Here is a 24,474-nt window from a genome sequence, read left to right on the forward strand (position 1 = left end):
CGCTTATGGCGACGGCTGCCCCCCGGCTACACAACGACTGTCGCACCTCAACGCATCAATTCCTGAGCCATGTCCGCCAGACGCCCCACCGCATCCGGCCGCCCAAGCATTTTCGCGGCATCGGCAGCTTTCACCAACGCCTCAGCATCACCCAACAATGTTCCGATATCGTTCGCAAGGCGCTCAGCAGATAAATCCTTCTGTTCGATACACCAAGCCGCACCTGATTCGGCAAGTCTCGTGGCGTTCTGCAGCTGGTCATTGTCAAGCGCGTGCGGCAGCGGAACCAGGATCGACGGGCGTCCGATGACGGTCAGCTCCGCCACGGTTGATGCACCCGACCGCGCGATAACCAAATGCGAGCGCGCCATCCGTTCGGGCAGATCCGTGAAAAAGTGCGACACCTCGGCATTGATCCCCAGCCGCCGATAGGCCGCCGAGACGCCCTCGGCATCTTCCTCACGCGCCTGCTGTACGATGTCCAATCTGTGCCGCAGTTCCATCGGCAGCAATGCCAAAGCCGGCGGCACGGCCTCGGAGAAGAACCGCGCGCCCTGGCTGCCGCCGAAAACCAGCAGCGACAAACGCCCTTCGGGCTGCGGGCGCCAATAGGGCCGCCGCGCCGCCTCGATCACCGCCGTGCGCACCGGATTGCCGGTCAGCCGCGCCTTCGAAGCAAGCTCTGGCGACAGGTACTTCGTCGAAGCGAAAGAGGTGGCGATGCCTGTGACGCCTGGTGCCAGCATCTTGTTGGCCCGCCCCAGCACCGCGTTCTGCTCATGCAGCAAGGTCGGCACGCCGCGAAGCTGGCCCGCCTTGATGGGCGCGAACGTCGGATAGCCGCCGAAACCGATGACGATCCCGGGCTTCAGCTTGCCGACGAGTCCGAGCGCGGCGACGAGCCCGCGCGTCAGCAGCCAGCCCGTGCGCGCGATCGCGATCGGCGACTTCGATCCCAGCGTCGCCGACGGCAGCCGGTGCACGCTCCGCGCCGGGAATCCCATGCCGTAGCGGTCGCCGCGCATGTCGGTCGCGAGATCGACCGGCACCCCGCGCCGGCCAAGCTCCTCCGCCAGTGCCTGCGCCGGGAACAGATGCCCGCCCGTGCCACCCGCCGCCAGCAACACCGATTTCGTTTGTTTCGTCACTTCTGCACCTGACTGGTAGTCGGCATTCCAACGACGTCGTTGAGCACCGGCGGCCGCTTCACCCGCGCCACGTGCGGGCGATGCCGCGTCAGCGCCAACAACATCCCGAGCGTAATCGATACCGCCAGCATCGACGATCCGCCCGACGAAATGAACGGGAGCGTCATGCCCTTGGCCGGTAGCAGTCCAACGTTGACGCCCATGTTGATCAGCGCCTGCAGCCCGAACAGCAGAGCCAGGCCCTGGATCGACAGCCGCGTCGCCGCCGTCTTCTCCTGCGCCGCTGCAATGAGGCCCCGCATCACGATGAATGCAAATAGCCCCAGCAGCACGAGACAGGCGACGACGCCATATTCCTCGGCAACAACCGCGAAGATGAAGTCGGTATGCGCGTCCGGCAGCGCGTTCTTGATCGTACCCTCACCCGGGCCGCGCCCGAGGAAGCCACCCTCCGAGAACGACTTCATCGCCCGGTCGACCTGCGAATAATCGCCCGGTGTCGGTGCCAGGAACTTGTCGATGCGATAGCGCACGTGCGTAAAGCTCGAATAGGCGAACGCCAGCCCCATCGCGCCGACCATGCCGATGATGCCCGCACCAAGCATCGCTTGCCCGGACAGGAAGTAGAGACCTGCCCAGACGATGCTGACCAGCAGCGTCTGGCCGATATCGGGCTCCGAAATGAGAAGCCCGGTGAAGCAAAGCCCGAGCAGGATTGCGAGCGGCAGCGCCGGCATGTCCTCCCGCTGCTGGCTCTCCGCGAACAGCCATGCCGAAAGCACGATGAATGCCGGCTTGGCAAATTCAGACGGCTGGATCGAGTGCCCGCCGATCGACAGCCACCGCCGTGCACCGTTTATCTCTGGCCCGATGAAGTGCACCGCGATCATGCCCGCGACGGATACTGCGAAGAGACCCAGCGCCAGCCGCCGCACGCCGCGCGGCGACAATAGCGACACCGCCAGCATGACGACGACGCCCAATGCCGAGAAGAAAAAGTGCCGCTCGACGAAATAGTAAGTCGGCAACCCTTTGCGCAGGGCGACCGCCGGACTGGCGGCGAGCGAGAAAACGAGACCGGCAACGATGAGGGCGAGGATCGCACCGACCAGCACGTGATCGACGGTGAACCACCAGTCGGCAACACGGCTTCGGTCGGCGCGCGATAGCCTCATGCATCGCCCCGCTTCATCTCGATGTCGGGAAGCGCCTTCACCAGCGCGCGGAAATGATCACCGCGAACCTCGAAATTACGGAACTGGTCGAACGACGCGCACGCGGGCGACAAAAGCACGACGGGCTCGGCACCATCTGCGCCTGCGGCATCGCGCGCAGCAGCGGCCGTTGCCGCATCCAGCGTCCCGCAGCGCTCGAAGACGACCTTGCCGTCGAGCGTTGCCGCGAACTCCTCCGTCGCCTCACCGATCAGATAGGCTTTCGCCACCCGGTCGAAATATGGCGTCAGCGCCGCGATACCGCCAGCCTTCGGCTTGCCGCCGAGAATCCAGAAGATGTTGCCGGGAAACGAGACCAGCGCCTTCTCCGTGGAGTCGGCATTCGTCGCTTTGGAATCGTTCACGAACAGCGTGCGCCCTGCGCGACCCAGCTCCTCCATCCGGTGTGCCAGCCCCGGAAATGACTTGAGCCCGCTCGCGATCTCATCGGCGGAAAGCGGTTGCGGCAGCGCCATCAGCGCCGCACTCGCAGCGCAGGCATTCTCGGCGTTGTGCGAGCCGCGCAGTGAGCCAATGCCGGCAAGGTCTGCGATCACCGTGGCCGCACCGCCCTTGCGCTGCACCACTTTGCTTCCCGCAACGCCGACGTCGCAATCCGCGTCCGGTCGCGCCGAAATGCGTGTGACGTTCTCAGCGCCCTTTGCAGCGATCAGCTTGTCCGCAATGGCGCGGCAGTATTTATCGTCGACGCCGACGACACCCTTCTGCGCGCCGTAGACCAAGCCCGCCTTCACTGCCGCGTAATTCTCGATCGTACCGTGCCGGTCGAGATGGTCCGGCGTCACGTTGAGCAGCACCGCAACTGACGCATCGACGCTCGGTGCCAAGTCGATCTGGTAGGACGAGCACTCGATGACGTAATGCCGCCCGGGCGCGAACGGCTCCAGGAGCAGCATTGCAGTGCCGATATTGCCGCCCACCTGGGTGTCGCGGCCTGCCGCCTTCAGCAGATGCGCTGTCAGCGCCGTGGTCGTCGACTTGCCGTTCGTCCCCGTGATGCAGATGAGCGGCACGTCGAAGTCCTGCTTGCGCCGCTCGCGGCAGAACAGCTCCAGATCGCCGATCACCTCGACGCCCGCCAGCTTCGCCGCCCGCACCGCCCAGTGCGGCTCGGGATGCGTCAGCGGTACGCCCGGCGCCACGACCAACGCCGAGAACACGGCCCAGTTGGCCTCTTTAAGGTCTGCAGTCTTTAGCCCGGCTTCGGCGGCCGCCTTCATGCCCTGAGCGCTGTCGTCGCTGGCGACGACGTCGGCACCGCCTTGGACAAGCGCCTTTGCGGTGGCAATGCCCGATGCCCCCAGCCCGAACACGGCAACCCGCCTGCCGGCAAACGATGTGATGCGAATCATGGCCGCTAAACTAACGCAACTGGAGCCGGAATGGCGCTGCGGCTTTGCCCGTCAGCGCAACTTCAACGTGGCGAGGCCAACGAGCGCTAAGATCACGGAAATGATCCAGAAGCGCACAACGACCGTCGATTCCTGCCAGCCCTGCTGCTCGTAGTGGTGATGCAACGGCGCCATTCGGAACACGCGTTTGCCAGTCGCCTTGTATGAGGCCACCTGGATGATCACCGATAGCGTCTCCAGCACGAACAAACCGCCGACGATGGCGAGTACGATTTCGTGCTTCGTTGCCACCGCGATGGCACCCAGCGCGCCACCCAGCGCCAGCGAGCCCGTATCGCCCATGAAGATCATGGCCGGCGGTGCATTGAACCACAGGAATCCGAGACCCGCGCCGATCAGCGCACCGCAGATCACCGACAACTCGCCCGTGCCGGCGACGTAGTGGATCTGCAGGTACTGAGCGAACTTGGCATTACCGATCAGGTACGCGATGAGGCCGAACGTGGCCGCCGCGATCATCACCGGCACGATGGCGAGACCATCGAGACCGTCCGTGAGGTTCACCGCATTGCCCGCACCCGCAATGACGAACACGCCGATCAGGATGAAGAACGGCCCCATCTCCAGCACCAGGTTCTTGAAGAACGGCAGCGTCAGCACCTGGCTGATTTCAGGCGGCCCCAGATACATCACAAGGCCGGTTGCAATCGCGGCGATGAGCAGCTCCAAGCCCAGACGCATGCGGCTGGAGAAGCCGGAGGACGTGCGCCTCGTTACCTTCAGGTAGTCGTCATAAAAGCCGATCGCGCCATAGCCGAGCGTCACGCCCAGCACGATCCAGATGTACGGGTTGGCAAGGTTGGCCCACAGCAGCGTCGCCACCGTGACGCCCGCAAGGATCATGAGCCCGCCCATGGTCGGCGTGCCGACCTTGGCAAGGTGCGTCTTGGGGCCGTCGTCACGGATCGGCTGGCCCTTGCCCTGCTTCACGCGCAACAGGTCGATGATACCCGGCCCGAACAGCATGACGAACAGCAGCGCCGTGAAGATCGCTCCGCCCGTGCGAAACGTGATGTATTTGAAGACGTTCAGCACGCCGATCTGGTCGCTGAAGTTCACAAGCTCATAAAGCATTCCACTCTCCGAATGGCTCGGCGCCCTGTCAGCGGCTGGCCGAGGCCGTAACCTGTTGATCGCCCTGCGCCAGCAGCGCGTCGACGAGCGGCGCCATGCGCGAGCCAAGTGAACCTTTGATCATCACAACATCGCCCGCCTGCACTGCCTGACGGAGCGCGGCGGCAATCCCCTCCGATGTCGGCGCCCAAGCCCCGCGGCGCCTTTCCGGCAGCGCCTCGTAGAGGCGCCGCATGTTGTCCCCACTTGCAAAGACCAGATCGACCTCGGCCGCGTCAACGGGCTCGTTGAGCGCAGCGTGCAGATCTCCGGCATTTTCGCCCAGTTCCAGCATATCGCCGAGCACCGCGATCCGCCTCGGAAACCGCGCCCGCGGCACAGTCGCCACGGCAGCCAGCGCCGAGCGCATCGAGGCGGGATTGGCGTTGTAGCTCTCATCGATGACAAGAATTGACCCGCCCGGAACGCTCACCTCCCGACGCTCCCCGCGCCCTTTCGGGGCTTTGACGTCGCCGAGTGCCGAAATTGCCCGTTCGACATCGACACCCAGCGCGTCCAGCGCAGCGACGACGGCGAGAGAGTTCTGTGCAATGTGGGCCCCCGGGGCGCCGACGCGATAGGCGATCCGCCGCCCCCCAATGCTGACGACGATCTCCGATCCATCGGCTTCGAGCGAGAACACTTCCGGCCGGACGTCGGCGTTTTCATGGCGGCCGAACGAGACAACGCGCGCCCCGTGCTCGCGCGCACGCCGCGCCAGCAGCTCGAAATGCTCGTTGTCGCGATTTAGAATGGCGACCCCGCCCGGTTCCAGACCAGAGAAAATCTCCGCCTTCGCCTCGGCGATCTTCTCGGTCGTGCCGAAAAATTCCAGGTGCACCGGCTCGACGGTCGTGACGATGGCGACGTGCGGGCGCACCAGCGCTGTCAGCGGAATGATCTCGCCCGCGTGGTTCATGCCGATCTCGAACACGCCGAAGCGTACATCCGCCGGCATGCGGGCGAGCGTCAGCGGCACGCCCCAGTGATTGTTGAAGGATTTCTCCGCCGCGTGCGTGGCCCCGAGCCGCGAAAGGCATGCCCGTAGCGCTTCCTTGGTACCCGTCTTGCCGACGCTGCCAGTGACCGCCACGATGCGCGCGTCAGTCCGCCGCCGAGCCGCCGCCGCGATGTCGCGCAGCCCTTGCAGCGTATCGGCGACGCGCAGCAGCGCACCATCGCCATCGCGCCGCTTGTAGCTCGTAGACACCAGCGCCGCCGCCGCGCCTTGCCCGAATGCCTGCAGCACGAAGTCATGCCCGTCGCGCACGTCGCGCAGCGCCACGAACACTTCGCCTGGCTGCAAGCTTCGCGTGTCGAGCGAAAAGCCGGTGATCGGCACATTCGGCGTCCCGTCGGCCACGCCGATGGCCGCCGGCACGAGATTGTCCCACGTCCACAAGGATCCGCTCATCTCTCAATCGCGCTCCAGCGCCTTGCGAACCTCATCATGGTCCGAGAACGGCAATATCCTGTCACCGACGATCTGACCGGTTTCATGGCCCTTGCCGGCGACGACGAGAACATCGCCAGCCCCCAGCATGGCAACGCCCCGGGCAATCGCCTCGGCGCGGTCGCCGATCTCCATCGCGCCCGGAGCCGCAATCAGGATCTCCGCACGGATCGCCTCGGGCTTCTCCGTGCGCGGGTTGTCGTCCGTGACGATGACGACATCCGATTTCTCCACCGCGATCGAGCCCATGATCGGCCGCTTGCCCTTATCGCGGTCGCCGCCGCAGCCCATCACACAAATGAGCTTTCCGGTCGCGAACGGGCGCAGGGCGTCGAGCACCGCAGCCAGGGCCTCCGGCTTGTGCGCGTAATCGACGACAGCCATCCCGCCACGCGCCTCACCGACGATCTCCAGGCGCCCTTTGACGCCCTTCAGGCCCTGCAGCGCCGGCAGCACGTGCCCGGCAACTTCGCCCGTGGCAATGGCGAGACCAGCCGCCACTAGCGCGTTCGCTGCCTGATAGTCGCCGAGCAGCGGCAGGCGAACATCGAACACCCGGCCTTCGTGCGCTACCGACATGCGCTGCGCAAATCCCTCGCGCACCAGACGCTCCAGCTTCAAGCCCTCGCCCGTGCGTCCCACTGTGAATACCCGCCGGCCCGCATCCTCGGCAGCGGCAACGGCACGGTCGCCGCCCTCGGCATCCGTGTTGACGACAGCCGTGCCGTCTTCCGGCAGCAGCTCGGTGAACAGGCGCAGCTTCGCCGCCAGATAGTCTTCGACGGTCGGATGATAGTCGAGATGATCACGGCCGAGATTTGTGAAAGCAGCCGCCTTGATACGCACGCCGTCGAGCCGGTGCTGGTCGAGCCCGTGCGAGGATGCCTCGAACGCCAGATGCGTGATGCCTTCCGCCGCGAGCTCCGCCAGCGTCTTGTGCAGCGATACTGGATCAGGCGTCGTCAGCGAGCCGTAGACCGCACCATCCGGCTTGACCACGCCGATGGTACCGAGCGAAGCCGCCTTGTGCCCCAGTGCCGCATAGATTTGCCGCGTGAAATCCGCAACCGACGTTTTCCCGCTGGTGCCTGTCACGGCCACGGTCGTGTCCGGCTGCTGCAGTCCGTAGAAGCGTGACGCCATCAGCGCCAGAGCGCGCCGCGGCTCCACCGCCCGCACGACCGGCACATCGCCAGCCTCCGTGGCTTCGGCGTCTTGCCCTGCAAGGATTGCAACCGCACCCTTGCTGACCGCATCCGCGATGAAGCGTGCTCCATCGGCTTTCGATCCGGCGATGGCCGCGAACACGAAACCGGGACGCACGTTGCGGCTATCGGATGTGAGGCCGGCGACCTCGACATTTCCGGCGCCCGCCGGAGCGATGGCATCGGCCCCGATGAGTGAGGACAGAAGCATGGTTCTCCTAGTGTCCTGACCGCGACCCTGCCGCGGATGATGTGGCGGACTATACGATCATCACACTAGTGCTATGGAACGCAACGCATCGACAGACTTGCCGGTGAGCAGATCCTCACCGCGTTTCATATTTTGCGCCGGAACGAGCGTCAAACGCTACGCTTGGGGCGCCCGCCGCTGCGGCTTGCGTCGGCAATATGCCCAGAAGCGGACCAACGCGCCCGATCACCCGGCCCGCCGTCGGCGCGGCATTGAGCGAAGCCAGCACTTCTCCCGACGACGCCTTCGTTCCCTGCGGCTCGAAAATCATTACGAACACCAGGTAGCGCGGGTTATCCATCGGAAACGCCGCCAGAAACGACGAAATCACCGACTTCTCGCGATAGCCGCCCACGCCCGGCATCTCGGCCGTGCCGGTCTTGCCGCCCACTTGATAGCCTGCAACCTCTGCGCGCTTTCCCGTCCCGACGCGTTCGGCGACGTTCCGGCGCATCAGATCGCGCATTTTCGCGCTCGTCGCCGTATCGATCAGCGGAATTACTGCCACGCCCGAGTCGGCCGGTCGCTTGACGAACGTCGGCGTGACCTTGCGACCGCCGTTGACCACGCTCGCCGCCGCCGCCGCAAATTGCAGCGGCGCCACCGCGATGCCGTGACCGTAGGCAATCGTCATCGTTTCGATGTCGCCCCAGCGCTGCGGCAGCTGTGGCGGCGCAATCGGCCCCGCCTCCGTGCGCATCGGGTCCAGCACTTGCATCTGGCGCAGGAAGTCCCGGAACCGCTGCGGCCCTGCCTGCATCGCCAGCATTGCAGCGCCCACGTTCGAGGAATGCAGGAAGATTTCCGCGACGCTCAGCGGACGGCGCAGCGGGTGTAGGTCCTTGATCGTGAACCCCCCGGCCGACAGCTCTTTGCGCACATCGACGATCGTGTCGGGCGTAACCAGCGCCGCATCGATCGCCATGGCGACCGTCAGCGTCTTGAACACCGACCCCAATTCGAACGTCGACCCAGCGATCTTGTCGAGATTGCCGGGCTCAAGGCTGGTGTTGGGAAACGCGGGATCGACGCCGGGAAGCGATGCCGATGCGAGCACCTCGCCGCTGTTCACATCCATCACGATGGCGGCCGCGCCCTTGGCCTCGTAGAGCTTCATCGCCTCTTGCAGCTCAGCCTCGACGGCATGCTGCACGCCGATGTCGATCGAAAGGCGCACGGGCGGCCGCTCGGCCAGCGTCGCCCCTTGCACCGATTCGACGCCGACGACGTCGTCGACGTAACGCTCGATGCCGGAGACGCCCTTGTTGTCGATGTTGACGTAGCCGATCAAATGCCCGGCCAGCTTGCCGCCCGGATACGCGCGACGCAGCTCGCGGCGGAAATCGAGCCCAGGTAATCCCAGGTCGTGCACGGCTTGCGCAACCCGCGGCGACAGACCGCGCCGCACCCAGACGAAACGGCGGGTGCGATCCGAAAGGTCTTTACGCAGCGAGGTGCGATCGAGATCGTTGAACACCAGCGCAAGCTTTTCGATCACCTCGTCGCGATCAATCACGCGTGCCGGATCGGCGAACAGCGAATAAGCTTCCACGTCGGTAGCCAGCAGCCGCCCGTTGCGGTCGACGATATCCGGCCGCGCGAAGCTTTGCGCCACCGTCTCGCTCATGGAGATTGAGCTATCGCCGAGCCCCATCAGCGCGAGGCGTACGAGCTGCGCGCCGATCGCCATGAAGAACAGAGCCACGCCCACCGTTGCGATCAGCGTACGCAGCGGCCCATTGGCCGAGCGCGGCTCCGCTGCGACCTCGCCGGCCGCTTCATGCTCAACGTGGCTGTTGCTGGCGCCCCGCTCCAAGTCAGTCACCCCTCTTCTGCGAGGTGGTGCTGCCGGTCGCCATCACGCGCGACAGAGCCGCATCCGGACTGACGGCAAGCTGCTGTTCCGAGGCTGGTGCAAGACCCATCGCCCGCGCCAGCGGCTCGATGCGCTCCGGTCGGGCCAGATGCGCGCGCTCCGCTTTCAACACGGCAATGTCACCGCGCGCCTTCTCGATCGCACGCTCCTGTTCGGAGACGCGCACCTCCAGCTGGCGGGTATCGTAATTGCTCGAGTAGAGGACGAACGCGCTGGCGAGGGTAACCATCAGTGCAGCGAGAATGACGAACCGCATCGCTTGCCTCCCTGATACCCGCCTAGCCTCGCAACGACGGAACCCCCGGCAGATCTTCTTCAAGTGGCCAGGCCGGCGCTTCCGTGCGCAGCGCCGCCCGCAACCGTGCCGATCTGGCGCGGGGGTTTACCGCAAGTTCTTCTTTCGAAGGAGTTAACGGACGCGGGTTAACAATCTCAAAACTGGGTAGATTCAATTTTACCGATTGCGGCGGCAGGTGCCGTGATCCCTGGGATTCCTTACCGGCCCGCTGCTGCAAAAACCGCTTCACGATGCGGTCCTCCAGCGAGTGGAAAGTCACCACCACCAGCCTCCCGCCCGGCTTCAGGCAGCGTTCGGCCGCCCCCAGCGCCCGCGCCAGCTCACCCAGCTCATCGTTCACGTAGATGCGCAGCGCCTGGAATGTCTTCGTCGCCGGGTGCTGGTCATCGCCGCGCCGGCCACCCACGGCGCGCGAGACGATCTCCGCCAGCGCTCGCGTCGTGGCAATGGGTGATTCGCCCCGCGCCCGCACGATTGCCCGGGCTATTCCGCGCGACCGCCGCTCATCGCCCAGCGCAAAGATGATGTCGGCCAGTTCTTCTTCCTCGGCCCGATTGACGACATCGGCCGCCGACGTCCCCGCCGACGACATCCGCATGTCGAGGGGCCCATCCGCCATGAACGAGAATCCGCGCTCGGCCTCGTCGATCTGCATCGAGGAGACGCCGATATCGAGCACCACGCCGTCGACCGGCGCCACGCCCTGCTCGCGCGCAGCATCCTCCAGTTCGGAAAAGCGTGATTCCAGCAGTGTCAGCCGATCGCCGAACTGCTGCTTCAGAGGCTGCCCGCCGACGATCGCCGAAGGATCGCGGTCGAGCGCCAGCACGCTGCAGTCTGCCGCTTCGAGGATGGCGCGCGTATAGCCGCCCGCCCCGAACGTGCCGTCGATGTACGTTTCACCACTTGCGGGCTTCAGGCTCGCCAGCACCTCGGCGAGCAGCACGGGGATGTGGCGCGCACGACCAGCGTCAGTTGAGTTTCCTGACCGGCGGCGCGCCGTCATCCCCGTGCTCCTTCGCTGCCGTCATCCTCATCCGAGGATAAACGACTCCCCGCGCCGAAGAGCTTACGTGTCTCGTGGATTTTTGCCCGCGCGCGCTCACGCCGCTCGGCGAAGCGCTCCGGACTCCACATTTGAAACTTGTCGCCAAGGCCGACAAAAGTGACCTGGGATGAAAGCCCCGCATGGGCGCGCAGGCTCTCAGGAAGGCTGATGCGGCCGTCCCCATCGATCGTGAGGACCTGAACGTCGCCGTAGAGTGCGACAGAGAGCTCGTCCCGCTCGTCCGAATAGTCCGGCAGGCCTGCGAGAAGCCCATCGATCTTTTTTGCAAGTCTCTCGCCGCCTGCATCGAGCGCAGGAGCCTCAAGCGCGGGGTAGCAGTAAATGCCGCCTGCGCCTCCTGAGGCATATCCATCGCGCTCGAGAACGGCACGGAAGGGTGCTGGCACGGAGACGCGCCCCTTAGCATCGATCTTGTTTGTGAATGTCGAGACAAAGCGGTCCATCCCCTTTTCGCAGCCTCGCGCACTTCACTCGAAAACAACCGCACATGTGGAGCCTCGCTCCCTTCACCCAATGCACCGGCCGGGGGGCCGTGGCGGTCGCTCGCTGTCTGCGAGCCCTCATTCGAGACCGGCGCCCTGCCACGGGACCCTGCCCGGTGCGGTCGGGCATTCATGGGATCGCATGGGATCAAATGGGCGTCAATGGTTTGTTAAGGATTATCCCTGGGCAAACTTGGGTTGCAGCACCCGCTGTGGGTTCGCGGACGCAGCTTGCACTTCCCTGCGGGTGCACCTAGGGACGACAACAAGCGTTTCCCGCCTCAACTGCAGGATTTCAAACGATGCGAATGCCGGACGTGCGCTCGATGATCGCGATTGGTCTATCTGGCCAGCTTGGCCTCAACGGCCACCTCCCCTGGGAGGGCAACCCGGGGCCGGAATACAAGGAGGACGTCGCAAACTTTTTCGCCAAGACCCGCGGCCATGTTCTTCTCGCCGGGCCAACCACGGCGCGCGCTGTCCCCGATCACGAGCGCAATTACATGACGATCGTCGAGCTGCGTTCGCACATGCACCCGCAAGAGACGCTGGCGAAATTTCCTGGCCGCGTCGTCTACATCGGCGGCGGTCCCCCGGTGTGGGACGTCTATGCCAAATACATCCATCACTGGGACATCAATCGCCTTCCCTACGACGGACCAGCGGATCGATGGTTCAATCCGAACTGGCTCGTCGCAGGTGGAAACGCGAAATAGAGCGCGGCCCTTACCAGCAGCAGCGGCGCTGACGCGGTGCGTAGACGTAGGGCTGCACGTAGCGCTGACGCGGCACGTACACCGGAGCCGGATAGTAGGTGTAGGCCGGACCGACGACATAGCCGCAGCAGCCCGAATAGACCTTGCGCGGATAGTAGGAATAGGACGGCGGCACCACGTAGACGACGGGCGGGCCGTAGTAGACTTCCGGATAGAGCGGAGCGTAGTCGCGATACCAGCGGTACGCGCGAGCCTCCGCGTTGTCGGCGGTGACGCCGAACGCCGTGACAGCCGCTACGGCGCACAGCAATGACATGAGCAGCTTACGCATGAAACCCTCCTTGAACCCTCATGCGAAGCTAACTTCGATTGCTTACTGCCGGATTGAAATTTTGACTGCAAAATCAAATACTAAGACACAAGAAATTAAAGTGCAGTTGGCGCCTGCCCGATTGCGGGACATCACCGGCGCGCACCCTCTCGCGATGCCGGCGCAACAGCTAATTTGAGATAGGAAAGTGTCAGCTGGCCTGTAAGCCGGGTTCTGTCTGGAGCTAGCCCAACACCGGCTTGCCGGGTGTTGGCCAAAGGCTCCGCGACGGCCATTCATCTGGGACACCCATTGCTGAGTGCCTCGAGCAACCAACCCGGGCGGCGGGTCTGAAGACGGACCTGGCGCCACCTTTCGGCGCGCCCGGCCACCCCTATTTGGTTTTGCTCCCGGTGGGGTTTGCCCTGCCACCGACGTTGCCGCCGGCGCGGTGCGCTCTTACCGCACCCTTTCACCCTTACCCCGCTTCGCCGAAGCTTCGCCGGGCGGTTTGCTTTCTGTGGCACTTTCCCTGGGGTCGCCCCCGGCGGCCGTTAGCCGCCACCGTGTCTCCATGGAGCCCGGACTTTCCTCCACCGGCGTTGCTTGATGGACCATAGACGCCCGCAATCCGGCAGCGGCCGTCCGGCCAGCTGACGATGGGAATAAGGGTCTTTGCAGAAGCTGCGTCAACCCCCAGGGGAAGGGAGCGGCGGCGCGAGGATGACGGAAAAACCTTCAGCACCCCACCGGCACGAATGAGATCCTCGCAAGCCACTTTCCATCCGCCGCATAGCGTGCCGAGTAAGCCAATTCAGAACGACAGCAATGGGCTGTAATTGGCGGAATACATTTGACTATTTCAGGGAGCCTATTTGCCGTCTCGGCCAATTGCACTTCTCCATTTCATACGGCCTTACATGCTGCACCGCACGACCGACGAAACGAAAATGAACCTACCCATTTGGGTAACGACAAAGTCACATAAACCTACCCACAATCGACAGCTCAGAGCGGGAAGGATCATTGATAATCGTGCCAGAGCATCGATCTGGCCTCGTGATCACGGCTCTCCGTCACACCGTGACACTACCCATTGGCCACCCACGCTGACCTAAGTCAGTCGTCCACCCTTTTGGGTGCGGTGCGGCAAGCGCAGGTACTTACCCGCGTTTCGCGTCCAATTGCTTGAAACACATTCGTATTAAGTGATAACGCTGGGATCGAAAGCTTAGCCTCAAAAAAACGAGCTTCGAGGAAACCCGCCGATGAACGTTCAGACCCAGATCAGTGCAGGTACTGCTTACGGTCAGGCTCCCACCGCCAATCCGAAAGTCCTGGCGTTCGTCGAAGAGGCAAAGGCCCTCTTCAAGCCTGAAAGCGTCTACTGGTGTGACGGATCTCCTGAGGAATATCAGGCGCTTGTTAAGACGCTTGTGGACAGCGGCACGGCCATCCGCCTGAACGAAGAGCTACGCCCCAACTCCATCCTCGTCCGCTCCGACCCCGCCGACGTTGCCCGCGTCGAGGACCAGACCTTTATCTGCTCGAAATCCCAGGAAGATGCCGGCCCCTCGAACAATTGGCGCGACCCCGCCGAGATGAAGGCGACGCTGTCGCAGCTGTTCGACGGCGCCATGGCCGGCCGCACCATGTACGTCGTCCCTTATTCGATGGGCCCCATCGGCTCTCCCATCGCCGGCATCGGCGTCATGGTCACCGACAGCGCCTACGCCGTCGCCAACATGCACATCATGACCCGCGTCGGCTCCAAGGTCTGGCAGGCGCTCGGCAACTCCGACGATTTCGTCCGCGGTATGCACACTGTCGGCGCCCCCCTCTCATCCCCCACCAGCGCTGACGTGCCCTGGCCGTGCAACAAGACCAAGTACATCTCCCACTTCCCCGAAACGCGCGAGATCTGGTCATACGGCTCGGGCTACGGCGGCAACGCCCTGCTCGGCAAGAAGTGTCACGCCCTGCGCATCGCCACCGTCAAGGCGCGCGATGAAGGCTGGATGGCTGAGCACATGCTCATCCTCAAGCTCACCAATCCCCAGGGCCGCGTGAAGTACGTCGCCGCCGCTTTCCCATCCGCGTGCGGCAAGACCAACCTCGCCATGCTCGTGCCCACCATCCCCGGCTGGAAGGCCGAGACGATCGGCGACGACATCTGTTGGATGAAGTTCGGCCCCGATGGCCGCCTGCGCGCCATCAACCCGGAAACCGGCTTCTTCGGCGTTGCCCCCGGCACGGGCAACGACTCCAACTTCAACGCGATGATGACGCTCACCGGCAACATCATCTTCTCCAACGTCGCGCTCACCGACGACGGCGACGCTTGGTGGGAGGGCGCGACAGCAAAGGCGCCCGAGCATCTCGTCGACTGGATGCGCCGCTCCTGGAAGCCAGGATGCGGCCGCACCGCCGCCCACGCCAACGCCCGCTTCACAGCACCTGCCGGCCAGTGCCCGGTCATCGCGCCGGAGTGGGAGGACCCGAACGGCGTACCGATCGACGCCATCCTCTTCGGCGGCCGCCGCGCCTCGACTGTCCCGCTGGTCATGGAAGCGCTGAGCTGGGCGCACGGCACCTTCCTCGGCTCCATCATGGCGTCCGAGAAAACCGCTGCCGCCGCCGGACAGGTCGGCGAATTGCGCCGCGACCCGATGGCGATGCTGCCCTTCTGCGGCTACCACATGGGCGATTACTTCGCCCACTGGCTGAAGATGGGCGAGAAGGGCGGCGCCAACATGCCGAAGATCTTCTACGTCAACTGGTTCCGCAAGAACGCCAATGGCAAATTCATGTGGCCCGGATACTCCGACAACAGCCGCGTGCTGAAGTGGATCTTCGACCGCTGCGACGGCAAAGCGGAAGCCGTCGAGACTCCCATCGGCCGCCTGCCGACAGAATCTTCGCTCGACACCAGAGGCTGCAAAGTCGATCCGAACGACCTCAAGGACCTCATGAGCGTCGATAAGGAAGGCTGGAAGTCGGAGATCCCTTCCATCCGCCAGCACTTCGCAACCTTCGGCGCCAAGCTGCCGCGCCAGCTCAATGACGAACTCGACGCATTGGAGCGACGCCTCGCCTGATCAAGGCAATTTCTGGGCAATTCGGGCCGCGCGAAAGCTTTTCGCGCGGCCTTTTTCATTTCCAATCGAATTTTTTCGCGAAAGCTAAGGCCATAATTTCCAAACAAAAACGACTCGCACCCCAAAAACGATGCATATGCCTCTAAAAACAAGCACTTGCGCGAGTTGTGGCGGCACTTACGTTAACCATGTGGTAACTGTTGCATGGGGTACGCGATGTTGCGGTTCGTCGTCGATTGGCTGGCAGGCGCCACGCGATCGTCCGCAATTGCCGTCGATGTTCCCGTCGTCCGCGACGCCTCTGCCATCCTCCGTTTCCTGAAACGCCAAGACGAAGCCGCCAATGCCCTGACCCCGCGCGAGCGCGGCGTGCGCTTCCATCGCGACGAGTTCACTCGCCTCTTCGACGCCCTCGAGCGCTGGCCGACCGTCGAGTTCATCACCACGCACGGCCTCCCCATCGAATCCGTCGACGACCTCCCCAAGAGCGCCGACGGCGGCATCGATGTCGTCGTGCGCATCATCACCCCAACCGAGCACGGCGCCCGCATCGTCGCCGGCCGCATCCGAAAGATGATCGTCAGCCAGAAATACGAGTAGCGCCCAACAGTCCGCGTAGTGTTCAACAGTCGAGTTGTGTCATGCCGAGTTACGAGATTGCTATCGAGTTCAAGAGCGGACGCGTCACGCGTCCGATGGTGCAGCAGATCGCCGGAGCGGCCATTCATACGCGGGCAGATGTGCGCGAGGTCATTATCCGGGCGCCCAGCGCGGCAAAGACGGCGCAAAGCGCTGTTGCCGACTACAACGACGACCGCGCATCCCTAAAGAACCGTGCCGGTGATCCGGTCCGCGTCACCCTTGCTCTCGGGCCGGGGAGGGATTGAGCCATGGCCAAGCTGCTCTGCCTCGCCCAGCACGACCCGCCTGCAAAGCGCAAAGCCAAAGGCACAAAGTCCGACCCGGCAGCGGCGCCGCGCTACACGATCATTGAGCGCCTGCCCATCCGCTTGGCCGCGCACAAGATTGTCTGGGACGCGCTGCGCAAGCATGCCGAGCAACAGCCCATCATCGACGCCGCGCACCCGCAGGATCAGTTTGCAGCTGGTGTTATCGCCGTCGATAAGCTCAGCAAGGACGCAACGCAGGCGCTCGCCGAAATCCTCAACGAGCGGCGCGCCATGACCGTCGGCGCCAGCAAGGATGTCGTCGCCGATGACATCCTCGCAAAGCACCTCGACCGGCTGTTCGAACAGGAGATGGAGTGGCTCGCCATTCGCAACCTGCTGGCGACAGCACTGCGCCCCACGAGGGCAACGGCACGCCGCAAGCCCGCGCGCGCGCTCCTTCTCGTCGACGCATGAGGCCGTAAGCTCTCCGGCCTCACGCGCTTGCCTCACATGATCATGAACCTCTGCTCGGCGCGCTCATCGCTACCCGGGAACACCTTGTTCGCCTTCGACTCTTCCACCGCGGCCCACACATGCGCGCCCGGCTTCGGCTCGTTGGTCAGCTTCACCGCGACATTGCGGTGGTCACCGGCGTCGAGGTCCGTTGCCCCGATCAACGAAGCCGACGACTTCTCGGCCGGATCACCCGACAGGATCACCAGCCTGCCGTTCTGCGGCAGGTATGCGTAGGTGATCGATACCGCATCGTTCTTCGGCTTCTGATTGAGCGCCGTGACGGAGGGGAGAATATCTTCCGCGTGCGCCACGCTCGCCATGGCGAGCACCATTCCGACGACCGGCAGCATGCGAGCAAATTTTGCAGATGATTTCATTGTCTGCCTCCTGAGAGAGAGGAAGGGCGGCAGGGCCTCGACCCAGCCGTGCCCAGCAGCGCGCCATTAGAGACGGTGAACAGCTTAGGAGCTCCCCGCGCCGCATACCTTCGACCTAAGAATCCCTCCGCCCCACCGCAACTTTCCGCCGCCTTACGGATTGTTGAACCTGCCCGCCACACACTGCCAGAGCCAACGCAGAACGCGAGGACCACCCCCATGCCGAACAAGATCCTTGTTTTCTACGGCTCCTACCGCCGCGATCGCATGGGCATCCGCCTCGCCGACTATCTCGTCGCGCAACTGAAGGCACGCGGCGAAGACGCCGAGCTGATTGACGCCAAAGCCGTCGGCCTGCCGATGCTCGACCGCATGTACAAGGAGTACGATCCCGGCACCGCGCCGCCCGCAATGGAAGCGCTGGCGCAAAAGATCAAATCGGCCGATGCGTTCCTCTTCGTCGTCGGCGAATACAATTGGGGCTACCAGCCCGGTCTCAAGAACCTCACCGACCACTTCCTCGAAGAATGGTTCTGGCGCCCCGCCGCCATCGCCAGCTATTCCGCGGGCCGCCTCGCCGGCGCGCGCTCCAACTTCCTCTGGCACGGCACGCTGTCGGAGATGGGCATGGCGGTCATCTCCAGCACGCTCACCGTCGGACCGATCGGCGCCGCGCTGGATGGCAGCGGCAATCCGACTGGGGACGGCGGCAAGGCCCTGGCCGACAGCTTCCCGCGCTTTGCCGACGACCTTGCCTGGTGGACCGCGGCCGCCAAAGCCCAGCGAGCCGCCAAGGCCCCGCCTTACTGAACCGGCCTCCGCTTCAATTCATAAACGAATTCGATTGATTCCATCGCTATAATGCGTTGGATCGATCATTCGCTTTGTTGGAGGGTGCGCATCGAAGGAGAATCCCGATGCCCACCACTGCCGCAGCCGAAGGCCCCGCGCTTTGCCAGCCCTCAACGCCATCACAGGCGACGGCCCAGTCGCCGTTCCACGCTTTCACGCAGGCGCTGCCCGGCATCGGACTGACGGTCGGCATCGCGGGTGCAGCCTTCCTCGCCCATCAGGTTCCCGGCATTTCCGCTCTGAGCCCGCTGATCCTCGCCATCGTCATTGGCACTGCCCTGCACAACATCATCGGCACGCCCGCATGGGCGAAGCCGGGCGTGAAGGTCTCACTGCGCCGCGTGCTGCGCCTCGGCGTGATCTTGCTCGGCCTGCAACTCACCGCGGGACAGGTGGTGGAAGTCGGCCCCAGCGGTCTCCTCATCATCGCGGCCAGCTTGATCGTCACCTTCGCCTTCACCACCTGGCTTGGCCACATGATGGGCGTCGACCGCAAGCTGACGCAGCTCATCGCCGCCGGCACCTCGATCTGCGGCGCCTCGGCCGTGATCGCGACCAACACCGTGACTCAAGGCGAGGACGAGGACGTCGCCTACGCCATCGCCTGCGTGACGATCTTCGGCTCCATCGCCATGATCAGCTATCCGTTGCTGTCGTCGCTGCTGCAGCTGAACCCGCACGCCTTCGGCCTTTGGGCCGGTGCCTCCATTCACGAGGTGGCGCAGGTCGTTGCCGCGGCCTTCCAGGGCGGCACCGCGTCGGGCGAGTTCGGAACCATTGCCAAGCTCAGCCGCGTGATGCTGCTCGCACCCGTTGTGATCACGCTGGGCCTCATCGCCGCCCGCCAGGCAGCGACCACCCTCGGCGCCAGTGCATCCGCGGAGCGCCGCGCCGGTCGCCCGCCCATTCCCTGGTTCGTGCTTGGCTTCATCGCGCTGATCGGCATCAACAGCTTCATCGCCATCCCTGCCGACGCCAAGGCATGGACCGCCGGCACCACGACGTTCCTTTTGTCGATGTCGCTCGCCGCCATGGGGCTCGAAACCGACATCGCCAAGCTGCGCGCCAAGGGTGCCCGGCCGCTGATCCTCGGTGCCACCGCCTCGCTGTTTATCGCCGCTTTCAGCCTGACGCTCATTCTTCTCGCGGGCTGATCCACCCCCGGAGCTTAACGCCATGACGCTCGAGCAACTGCGCATCTTCGTTGCCGTTGCCGAGCGTCAGCACGTCACGCGCGCAGCCGAAGCGATCAACATCACCCAGTCCGCCGCCAGCGCCGCCATTGCCGCACTGGAGGGCCGTTACGGCGTCGCCCTGTTCGACCGCATCGGCCGCCGCATCGCCCTCACCAAAGCCGGCGAGGAATTTCTCCCCGAAGCGCGTGCGGTGCTGGCGCGCGCAACGGCAGCGGAGCGAACGCTGACCGACCTTGCCGGCATCAAGCGCGGCGCGCTCACGCTCTACGCCAGCCAGACCATCACCAATTACTGGCTCCCGCAGTTCATCGCCCGCTTCCGCGCGCGCTATCCAGGCATCACTTTGAACGTCATTGCCGGCAACACGCAGCAGGTCGCCTCCGCGACGCGCGAAGGCCTCGCCGACCTCGGCTTCGTCGAGGGCGCCATCGACGATCCCCAGCTCTCAGGCGAAGTGGTCGCCACCGACAGGATGATCGCCGTGTTCGCCAAGGCCGATCCGCTCGCCCGCAAATCGAAGCTCTCGGTTGCCGATCTGAAGAAAACCCGCTGGGTGCTGCGCGAGCAGGGCTCGGGCACCCGCGCCGAATTCAAGCTGGCCCTGCAGCGCCTCGGCATCTCGCCCGCCGACCTCGATATCGCACTGGAGCTGCCCTCCAACGAGGCCGTGCTCGCAGCCGTTGCGGCAGGCGCCGGCGCCACCGTCGTATCCGCACTCGTCGCCGACGCCGGATTGCGCCTCGGCGAGCTCGCAACGCCGAAGGAGCCCCTCTCAGAGCGCACGTTCCAGGTGCTTCGCCACCGGGAGCGCCACGTGAGCCGCGCCGAAGCCGCCTTCCTCGCGCTGATTCCGGACCGCAAACCGAAGCCGTAAGCCTAGTGGCGCACCGATATGCCGAAGAACGGGTTGTAGCGGTCGGCGGCGGCGGTCAGCCCGAAGTTGATTCCACCATCGAGCTGCACGTTGTCGGTCAGCGCATATGTCCAGCCGCCGCCCACCATCACCTCATCCCCGCGCGGATCATCGGTGCCGAACACGCCAACGAACTCGACATAGGTGTCGAACTTGTCGGTCCAGTCATAGCACAGCGCAGACGTCGTAATGTATTCCGCGTGATACCCTCGCCCGCTTTCATTCTTAACGGCGAGCACGCCGATGTTGATGCCGAGGTCGAACTGCGCCGGCAGCAAAAATGCAATCGGCGCTACCAACCCACCCTCGACGTCCGACGCGCCGATGCCATTGTCAGCGTCGGTCGGCAGCGTCACGAACGGCAAGAGCGCCGCTGCCGAACCGCGCTGTTGAAAATCGTCATTGCCCCATAGATTGATCTTGGCGCGGACATCAACACTGCCGATCCCATCGCTGCGCTCGGATACGGCACCGTCCCCGCCTCCCGTTCGCAGCAGCCCATACGGTTGCCACACGAGGCTCAGCTCCGCGTCGTTCGTCAGACCTATGCGCAAGTTGGTTCCGGCGAACTCATAGCTATCGCTTGCGATCCCATCCGCATCTGGCCTCGATCGCGCGTATCCGAACGCGGTCGTCTCTGTCTGCCAATGACCCGCATCGACCGTAAACGGCACCTCGGTAGTGTCCGGGCGGTCGGTCGTCATCTCGCGCATCATCGAGCGCGGAGTCGGATTGAAAAGGTTGTACTGCGCCTTGTCGCCCGCATTGGCAGCACCCGCCAACGCCAGAGCAAACCCCACGGCAGCACTTCTGCTTGTCGACGCACTCACCGGCTCGTCCCCTCACCCAGCCGACGAACGTCAGTCAGCCCACAACAACTAAGTTAGCTGTAGCTAAGTTAGGTTGCGCTAACTTTTGTTGTCAAGCCGGGAGTGCGCTAAAACGCAAGGCATGGATTCGCCACGCAAAAGAACCTCGACAGCCCAGCCGCGCGCGCCGGCCGACCACGCCGAGCGCTTTCGCCGCGTGCGCGATGCGCATCAGTCGGAAACCGCCGAAGACTATGTTGAGATCATCGCCGAGCTCATCGGCGAGAAGGGCGAAGCGCGCCTCGTCGATCTTGCCGAGTGCTTCGGTGTCACCAAGGCGACCGTGAACAACACCATCCAGCGCCTGCAGCGCGACGGCTTCGTCACCAGCGAGCCCTACCGGGCCATCTTCCTCACCGATAAGGGACGCAAGCTGGCCGCCGCCTCACGCGAGCGCCACCTGGTCGTGCGCGACCTGCTGATCTCTTTGGGGATCGATCCCGAGACCGCCGAGGCCGACGCCGAAGGCATCGAGCATCACGTCAGCAAAACGACGCTCGAAGCCTTCCGCCGGCACCTCGCCAAGCAGCGCCGCCCGCGCGACTAAACCTTCGCCGCCGCCTTGGCGCCGAGCGTGTGGCGGAAGTCGTCGTACCCGAACGTGCCGACCACGCGATAGCTGCCGTCCTCGTCGAGAATGGCGAGGTCCGGCCTCGGTGTCCCATTGAACGTGGTGTTCTTCACGAACGAGTACTGCATCATGTCCGTGAACACGATCCGGCTCCCCACCTCGAGCGGCTCGGGGAATGAATATTCGCCGATGATGTCACCCGTCATGCACGTCTTGCCGCCGAGGATGTAGTCGTGCGCGTGAACGCCAGCCTTGTCCGCTCCGATCACCTGCGGCGTATACGGTACCTCCAGCACGTCCGGCATGTGGCAGCTCGCCGACGTGTCGAGAATGGCGATGTTCTTCGCGTTCCAGTGCAGTCCGATCACCGAGGCAACAAGGTAGCCTGTATCGACCACGATCCCGCCACCCGGCTCTAAAATGACCTCCACGCCAAACTCCGCGCGGAACGCCTTGATCGCCGCGATCAGCTTGTCGACGTCATAGCCCGGCTTGTTGATGAAGTGGCCGCCGCCGAAGTTCACCGCCTTTACCTGACGGATGTACGGCGCGAAATCGCGCGCAACCCGCTCGATCAGCCCGACGGAGCCATCAGCCATGCTCTCGCACAGCGCGTGCGCATGGAAGATATCGATCTCGCCCCACGGCAATTCGTCGATCTGTTCGCGCGTCGTGCCAAAACGCGAGCACGGCGCGCACGGATCATACAGCGCCCCGCCCAGCGTCGCATTGGAATAGCCCGGGTTGATGCGCACGCCGATTTTCGCACCGGCAGCTTTGGCGATACCGCCGAACCGCGCCATCTGCTCCGGCGAGTTGAAATAGATGTGGTTGGCAATGCCCGCCAGGCGCTCTACCTCACCTGGCGAGTAGGCCGGCGCGTAGACGTGCACCTCCTTGCCGAACTCCTCCGCCCCCATGCGCGCCTCGAACTCGCCGCTCGCCGTCGAGCCGTCCAGCACATCGCGCATCAGCGGGAAAGCCGCCGGCATCGCCCACGCCTTGGTGGCGAGCAGGATCTTACAGCCGGCCTCGCGGCGGATGCGCGCGACGGTCTCGAGATTGCGCTTCAGCGCAGCAACATCCAGCACATAGGCAGGCGTCGCCATCTCGGCGGGCAGCTTCAACGTCATGGCAGAAAATCCCAAGGTGCCGGCAGACCATCTTCCGGGGCCAGCTATATGGCATTGCCGCGCGCCAGTTGAAAGTGACAGCGCGTAGCGGAAAGGCCCTAGCGCCCGCGCATGTCAGCCAGATGATTGCTGACGGTCTCGATCACCCGCTCATCGCGCATATAGGCGTTGTGGTACAGCGCATCGCTCAGGTGCTTCCACATCGTATCGGGGTCGGCGAGGCCGCCCTCCGGCCCATCGGCGGCAACCACCGATGAATAGAGCTTGTGCGCAGCAACGAAGATTGCCTCGTCGTCGATGCCGCCGAGATTGACGACCTCGAGCCGCGCCTCGCGCACCACTTTTACGTACGGCGGCAGGTGGCCGACGCCCGTCAGCACATAGGCGCCATCCCCGCCGTAAGCAGCGCCCACCACGCCGCCATGAATTGCCCCCGTAAGCGTCTTCGCCCACAGCCAAGCCCCGCCCATCCGCGCAATCAGCACAACTGCGCCAAAAATAGCGGCATAAACCAGCGGAACCAGCAGCAGAAATGTCAGGTCCGCAGCAGCGCCGAGGCCGAATTCGCCCGCGCGAAACTTCTCGATCAGTGGCGTGAAGAAGTAGCCCGCGGTCGCCGCAAAGAAGACGACGGTGCCGACTACGCCAGCGAGCCGCGCAAATGCCGTCAGCGAGCGCCGCGCGCTGGCGACGGTGACGTATTGCGGCGAGATCGCCGCGGCCGTCTCCAGTAGCCGCATCGCTTCATCGCGCGGGCTGTGGATCACCAGCCACTGCTCGTCGCGGATGCCGCGGCTGCAGCGCGCGCGATTACGGCGACGCCATAGTAGCGTGCGCAGGCCGCGCCACGCGCTCCAGAGAGAAAGCGCCAGCAGGCCGCCGAAGAACACGAGCGTCTCGATGATCTTGTTGGTGCCCGAGCCCAGGATCGTCACCAGGTACCAGACCATGATCGGCGCGATGACGAACCCCATCACCGCCTGGAACAGCGCGATCAGCCACGGCACCGTCTTGAGGCGCCGCTTGAAGAACGGCGTGCCGAACGTCACCACTCCGCCCCGCAGCGGCGAAGGCGGCATCAGTGCCAGCGCCTCCGCGGTCACGTTGCCGCCGTGGCTGTGCGCGATGATCGAATAGGAAGCGCCGGACTTCTCCAGCTTGGCGAGCGTCCGCGCCAGATTGAGCGAACCCAGCAGCCGGTCGAAATCCGAATTCTTGCCCGTCCAATGCACCGGCAGGATCTCGACGTCGCCGATCCCGCGCTTTGCCAGCGCCTCGGTCAGCTGATTGGCAAACTCAGAACCCCTCTGCCACCAGCGCTCACCGGCATCGTCATCATGCTGACTGTTAGTGCCGTGAACCGTCACCACGACGTGGCGTGCTGCGGGAGCGCTCGGCGGCTCCGCGGCCCCCGACGGCTCGCTGGCTTGAGACATGATCCTCCGCCGGTACGCGGTCGCTCGGCAACGTTTCCCCCATGATGCCGGACGAA

Annotated in this window: 24 protein-coding genes and 1 other RNA gene; 9 read left to right on the top strand and 16 right to left on the bottom strand. The window is 64.4% G+C overall.

Annotated elements, in window-relative coordinates; all coding sequences use genetic code 11:
• Window positions 1-47 precede the first annotated feature (47 nt).
• From murG to NDB2M4_RS08285, 10 genes are all read right to left on the bottom strand, one after another.
• Entirely contained in the window at window positions 48-1,148 is a 1,101-nt protein-coding gene (gene murG / locus NDB2M4_RS08240) for an undecaprenyldiphospho-muramoylpentapeptide beta-N-acetylglucosaminyltransferase (protein WP_072372939.1), read from the bottom strand.
• The gene (locus tag NDB2M4_RS08245; protein WP_072372941.1) at window positions 1,145-2,323 is read right to left on the bottom strand and encodes an FtsW/RodA/SpoVE family cell cycle protein; all 1,179 of its coding nucleotides are present in this window, start codon (window positions 2,321-2,323) and stop codon (window positions 1,145-1,147) included. Before NDB2M4_RS08245 ends, murG begins: the two co-directional genes overlap by 4 nt.
• On the bottom strand, window positions 2,320-3,735 hold the full coding sequence (murD, locus tag NDB2M4_RS08250) for a UDP-N-acetylmuramoyl-L-alanine--D-glutamate ligase (protein ID WP_072372943.1): 1,416 nt from the start codon (window positions 3,733-3,735) through the stop codon (window positions 2,320-2,322). The genes NDB2M4_RS08245 and murD overlap by 4 nt, the downstream gene beginning before the upstream one ends.
• A gap of 51 nt (window positions 3,736-3,786) precedes the next feature.
• Entirely contained in the window at window positions 3,787-4,869 is a 1,083-nt protein-coding gene (gene mraY / locus NDB2M4_RS08255; RefSeq protein ID WP_072372945.1) for a phospho-N-acetylmuramoyl-pentapeptide-transferase, read from the bottom strand.
• A 28-nt stretch (window positions 4,870-4,897) separates the two neighbouring features.
• Complete coding sequence (locus NDB2M4_RS08260) at window positions 4,898-6,322, bottom strand: UDP-N-acetylmuramoylalanyl-D-glutamyl-2,6-diaminopimelate--D-alanyl-D-alanine ligase (protein ID WP_072372947.1); 1,425 nt, start codon at window positions 6,320-6,322, stop codon at window positions 4,898-4,900.
• A gap of 3 nt (window positions 6,323-6,325) precedes the next feature.
• Window positions 6,326-7,777 (bottom strand): UDP-N-acetylmuramoyl-L-alanyl-D-glutamate--2,6-diaminopimelate ligase, encoded by a 1,452-nt coding sequence (locus NDB2M4_RS08265; RefSeq protein ID WP_072372949.1) that lies wholly within the window; start codon window positions 7,775-7,777, stop codon window positions 6,326-6,328.
• A 115-nt stretch (window positions 7,778-7,892) separates the two neighbouring features.
• A complete protein-coding gene (locus NDB2M4_RS08270) occupies window positions 7,893-9,641 on the bottom strand; it encodes a peptidoglycan D,D-transpeptidase FtsI family protein (RefSeq protein ID WP_139247146.1) in 1,749 nt (582 codons plus the stop codon).
• Window positions 9,634-9,948, bottom strand: coding sequence for a cell division protein FtsL (ftsL, locus tag NDB2M4_RS08275; protein WP_072372953.1), 315 nt, complete (start codon window positions 9,946-9,948; stop codon window positions 9,634-9,636). Before ftsL ends, NDB2M4_RS08270 begins: the two co-directional genes overlap by 8 nt.
• A 22-nt stretch (window positions 9,949-9,970) precedes the next feature.
• Window positions 9,971-10,996, bottom strand: a complete 1,026-nt coding sequence (gene rsmH / locus NDB2M4_RS08280) for a 16S rRNA (cytosine(1402)-N(4))-methyltransferase RsmH (RefSeq protein WP_072372955.1) — start codon at window positions 10,994-10,996, stop codon at window positions 9,971-9,973.
• Window positions 10,993-11,502 carry a division/cell wall cluster transcriptional repressor MraZ gene (locus NDB2M4_RS08285; RefSeq protein WP_072372957.1) on the bottom strand — a complete coding sequence of 170 codons (510 nt, stop codon included), beginning with the start codon at window positions 11,500-11,502 and terminating at the stop codon, window positions 10,993-10,995. The genes rsmH and NDB2M4_RS08285 overlap by 4 nt, the downstream gene beginning before the upstream one ends.
• A gap of 347 nt (window positions 11,503-11,849) precedes the next feature.
• Here NDB2M4_RS08285 and NDB2M4_RS08290 point away from each other — a divergent pair, with 347 nt between their 5' ends.
• Window positions 11,850-12,257 (top strand): diacylglycerol kinase, encoded by a 408-nt coding sequence (locus tag NDB2M4_RS08290; RefSeq protein WP_072372959.1) that lies wholly within the window; start codon window positions 11,850-11,852, stop codon window positions 12,255-12,257.
• A 10-nt stretch (window positions 12,258-12,267) separates the two neighbouring features.
• Here NDB2M4_RS08290 and NDB2M4_RS08295 read toward each other — a convergent pair whose 3' ends face one another.
• Both NDB2M4_RS08295 and rnpB read right to left on the bottom strand, forming a co-directional pair.
• A complete protein-coding gene (locus tag NDB2M4_RS08295; protein ID WP_072372961.1) occupies window positions 12,268-12,588 on the bottom strand; it encodes a hypothetical protein in 321 nt (106 codons plus the stop codon).
• 186 nt (window positions 12,589-12,774) lie between these two features.
• Window positions 12,775-13,224: RNase P RNA component class A (gene rnpB, locus NDB2M4_RS08300), an RNA gene on the bottom strand.
• Between the two features lie 611 nt (window positions 13,225-13,835).
• Between rnpB and NDB2M4_RS08305 the strand changes: the two genes are divergently transcribed.
• The 4 genes from NDB2M4_RS08305 (at window position 13,836) to NDB2M4_RS08320 (ending at window position 17,029) form a co-directional block, all read left to right on the top strand.
• Window positions 13,836-15,665 carry a phosphoenolpyruvate carboxykinase (GTP) gene (locus tag NDB2M4_RS08305; RefSeq protein WP_072372964.1) on the top strand — a complete coding sequence of 610 codons (1,830 nt, stop codon included), beginning with the start codon at window positions 13,836-13,838 and terminating at the stop codon, window positions 15,663-15,665.
• A 216-nt stretch (window positions 15,666-15,881) separates the two neighbouring features.
• Window positions 15,882-16,265 (top strand): hypothetical protein, encoded by a 384-nt coding sequence (locus NDB2M4_RS08310; RefSeq protein WP_072372967.1) that lies wholly within the window; start codon window positions 15,882-15,884, stop codon window positions 16,263-16,265.
• Between the two features lie 41 nt (window positions 16,266-16,306).
• Window positions 16,307-16,552, top strand: a complete 246-nt coding sequence (locus NDB2M4_RS08315) for a hypothetical protein (RefSeq protein WP_072372970.1) — start codon at window positions 16,307-16,309, stop codon at window positions 16,550-16,552.
• Window positions 16,553-16,555: 3 nt separating this feature from the next.
• Window positions 16,556-17,029: a hypothetical protein gene (locus NDB2M4_RS08320; protein WP_072372973.1), complete on the top strand. Its 474-nt coding sequence runs from the start codon at window positions 16,556-16,558 to the stop codon at window positions 17,027-17,029.
• Window positions 17,030-17,061: 32 nt separating this feature from the next.
• On the opposite strand, the gene NDB2M4_RS08325 is transcribed toward NDB2M4_RS08320, so the two are convergent.
• Complete coding sequence (locus NDB2M4_RS08325) at window positions 17,062-17,448, bottom strand: DUF7282 domain-containing protein (RefSeq protein WP_139247147.1); 387 nt, start codon at window positions 17,446-17,448, stop codon at window positions 17,062-17,064.
• 219 nt (window positions 17,449-17,667) lie between these two features.
• Between NDB2M4_RS08325 and NDB2M4_RS08330 the strand changes: the two genes are divergently transcribed.
• From NDB2M4_RS08330 to NDB2M4_RS08340, 3 genes are all read left to right on the top strand, one after another.
• Window positions 17,668-18,258 carry an NADPH-dependent FMN reductase gene (locus NDB2M4_RS08330; protein ID WP_072372980.1) on the top strand — a complete coding sequence of 197 codons (591 nt, stop codon included), beginning with the start codon at window positions 17,668-17,670 and terminating at the stop codon, window positions 18,256-18,258.
• Window positions 18,259-18,365: 107 nt separating this feature from the next.
• Window positions 18,366-19,454 carry a YeiH family protein gene (locus tag NDB2M4_RS08335; protein ID WP_072372983.1) on the top strand — a complete coding sequence of 363 codons (1,089 nt, stop codon included), beginning with the start codon at window positions 18,366-18,368 and terminating at the stop codon, window positions 19,452-19,454.
• Between the two features lie 22 nt (window positions 19,455-19,476).
• Window positions 19,477-20,370: a LysR substrate-binding domain-containing protein gene (locus tag NDB2M4_RS08340; protein ID WP_072372986.1), complete on the top strand. Its 894-nt coding sequence runs from the start codon at window positions 19,477-19,479 to the stop codon at window positions 20,368-20,370.
• Window positions 20,371-20,372: 2 nt separating this feature from the next.
• On the opposite strand, the gene NDB2M4_RS08345 is transcribed toward NDB2M4_RS08340, so the two are convergent.
• On the bottom strand, window positions 20,373-21,209 hold the full coding sequence (locus NDB2M4_RS08345; protein ID WP_139247148.1) for a transporter: 837 nt from the start codon (window positions 21,207-21,209) through the stop codon (window positions 20,373-20,375).
• 151 nt (window positions 21,210-21,360) lie between these two features.
• On the opposite strand from NDB2M4_RS08345, the gene mntR reads away from it, so the two are divergent.
• Window positions 21,361-21,825 carry a manganese-binding transcriptional regulator MntR gene (gene mntR / locus NDB2M4_RS08350; RefSeq protein ID WP_072372992.1) on the top strand — a complete coding sequence of 155 codons (465 nt, stop codon included), beginning with the start codon at window positions 21,361-21,363 and terminating at the stop codon, window positions 21,823-21,825.
• On the opposite strand, the gene nspC is transcribed toward mntR, so the two are convergent.
• Window positions 21,822-22,982 carry a carboxynorspermidine decarboxylase gene (gene nspC / locus NDB2M4_RS08355; protein ID WP_072372996.1) on the bottom strand — a complete coding sequence of 387 codons (1,161 nt, stop codon included), beginning with the start codon at window positions 22,980-22,982 and terminating at the stop codon, window positions 21,822-21,824. The genes mntR and nspC overlap by 4 nt on opposite strands.
• 98 nt (window positions 22,983-23,080) lie before the next feature.
• A complete protein-coding gene (locus NDB2M4_RS08360) occupies window positions 23,081-24,418 on the bottom strand; it encodes a lipase family protein (protein WP_072372999.1) in 1,338 nt (445 codons plus the stop codon).
• Between the last annotated feature and the right edge of the window lie 56 nt (window positions 24,419-24,474).

It is taken from the genome of Hyphomicrobium sp. NDB2Meth4, assembly GCF_900117445.1.
Lineage (GTDB): Bacteria > Pseudomonadota > Alphaproteobacteria > Rhizobiales > Hyphomicrobiaceae > Hyphomicrobium_A.

Excerpts from the sequence above, each read along its gene's own strand:
- nspC (WP_072372996.1), bottom strand. The coding sequence starts at position 22,982 with ATGACGTTGAAGCTGCCCGCCGAGATGGCGACGCCTGCCTATGTGCTG.
- NDB2M4_RS08285 (WP_072372957.1), bottom strand. The coding sequence starts at position 11,502 with ATGGACCGCTTTGTCTCGACATTCACAAACAAGATCGATGCTAAGGGG.
- NDB2M4_RS08265 (WP_072372949.1), bottom strand. The coding sequence starts at position 7,777 with ATGCTTCTGTCCTCACTCATCGGGGCCGATGCCATCGCTCCGGCGGGC.
- NDB2M4_RS08305 (WP_072372964.1), top strand. The coding sequence starts at position 13,836 with ATGAACGTTCAGACCCAGATCAGTGCAGGTACTGCTTACGGTCAGGCT.
- NDB2M4_RS08360 (WP_072372999.1), bottom strand. The coding sequence starts at position 24,418 with ATGTCTCAAGCCAGCGAGCCGTCGGGGGCCGCGGAGCCGCCGAGCGCT.
- mraY (WP_072372945.1), bottom strand. The coding sequence starts at position 4,869 with ATGCTTTATGAGCTTGTGAACTTCAGCGACCAGATCGGCGTGCTGAAC.
- NDB2M4_RS08335 (WP_072372983.1), top strand. The coding sequence starts at position 18,366 with ATGCCCACCACTGCCGCAGCCGAAGGCCCCGCGCTTTGCCAGCCCTCA.
- NDB2M4_RS08295 (WP_072372961.1), bottom strand. The coding sequence starts at position 12,588 with ATGCGTAAGCTGCTCATGTCATTGCTGTGCGCCGTAGCGGCTGTCACG.
- NDB2M4_RS08260 (WP_072372947.1), bottom strand. The coding sequence starts at position 6,322 with ATGAGCGGATCCTTGTGGACGTGGGACAATCTCGTGCCGGCGGCCATC.
- NDB2M4_RS08245 (WP_072372941.1), bottom strand. The coding sequence starts at position 2,323 with ATGAGGCTATCGCGCGCCGACCGAAGCCGTGTTGCCGACTGGTGGTTC.
- NDB2M4_RS08310 (WP_072372967.1), top strand. The coding sequence starts at position 15,882 with ATGTTGCGGTTCGTCGTCGATTGGCTGGCAGGCGCCACGCGATCGTCC.
- NDB2M4_RS08340 (WP_072372986.1), top strand. The coding sequence starts at position 19,477 with ATGACGCTCGAGCAACTGCGCATCTTCGTTGCCGTTGCCGAGCGTCAG.
- NDB2M4_RS08325 (WP_139247147.1), bottom strand. The coding sequence starts at position 17,448 with ATGAAATCATCTGCAAAATTTGCTCGCATGCTGCCGGTCGTCGGAATG.
- NDB2M4_RS08290 (WP_072372959.1), top strand. The coding sequence starts at position 11,850 with ATGCCGGACGTGCGCTCGATGATCGCGATTGGTCTATCTGGCCAGCTT.
- ftsL (WP_072372953.1), bottom strand. The coding sequence starts at position 9,948 with ATGCGGTTCGTCATTCTCGCTGCACTGATGGTTACCCTCGCCAGCGCG.
- NDB2M4_RS08330 (WP_072372980.1), top strand. The coding sequence starts at position 17,668 with ATGCCGAACAAGATCCTTGTTTTCTACGGCTCCTACCGCCGCGATCGC.
- murD (WP_072372943.1), bottom strand. The coding sequence starts at position 3,735 with ATGATTCGCATCACATCGTTTGCCGGCAGGCGGGTTGCCGTGTTCGGG.
- rsmH (WP_072372955.1), bottom strand. The coding sequence starts at position 10,996 with ATGACGGCGCGCCGCCGGTCAGGAAACTCAACTGACGCTGGTCGTGCG.
- mntR (WP_072372992.1), top strand. The coding sequence starts at position 21,361 with ATGGATTCGCCACGCAAAAGAACCTCGACAGCCCAGCCGCGCGCGCCG.
- NDB2M4_RS08315 (WP_072372970.1), top strand. The coding sequence starts at position 16,307 with ATGCCGAGTTACGAGATTGCTATCGAGTTCAAGAGCGGACGCGTCACG.
- NDB2M4_RS08320 (WP_072372973.1), top strand. The coding sequence starts at position 16,556 with ATGGCCAAGCTGCTCTGCCTCGCCCAGCACGACCCGCCTGCAAAGCGC.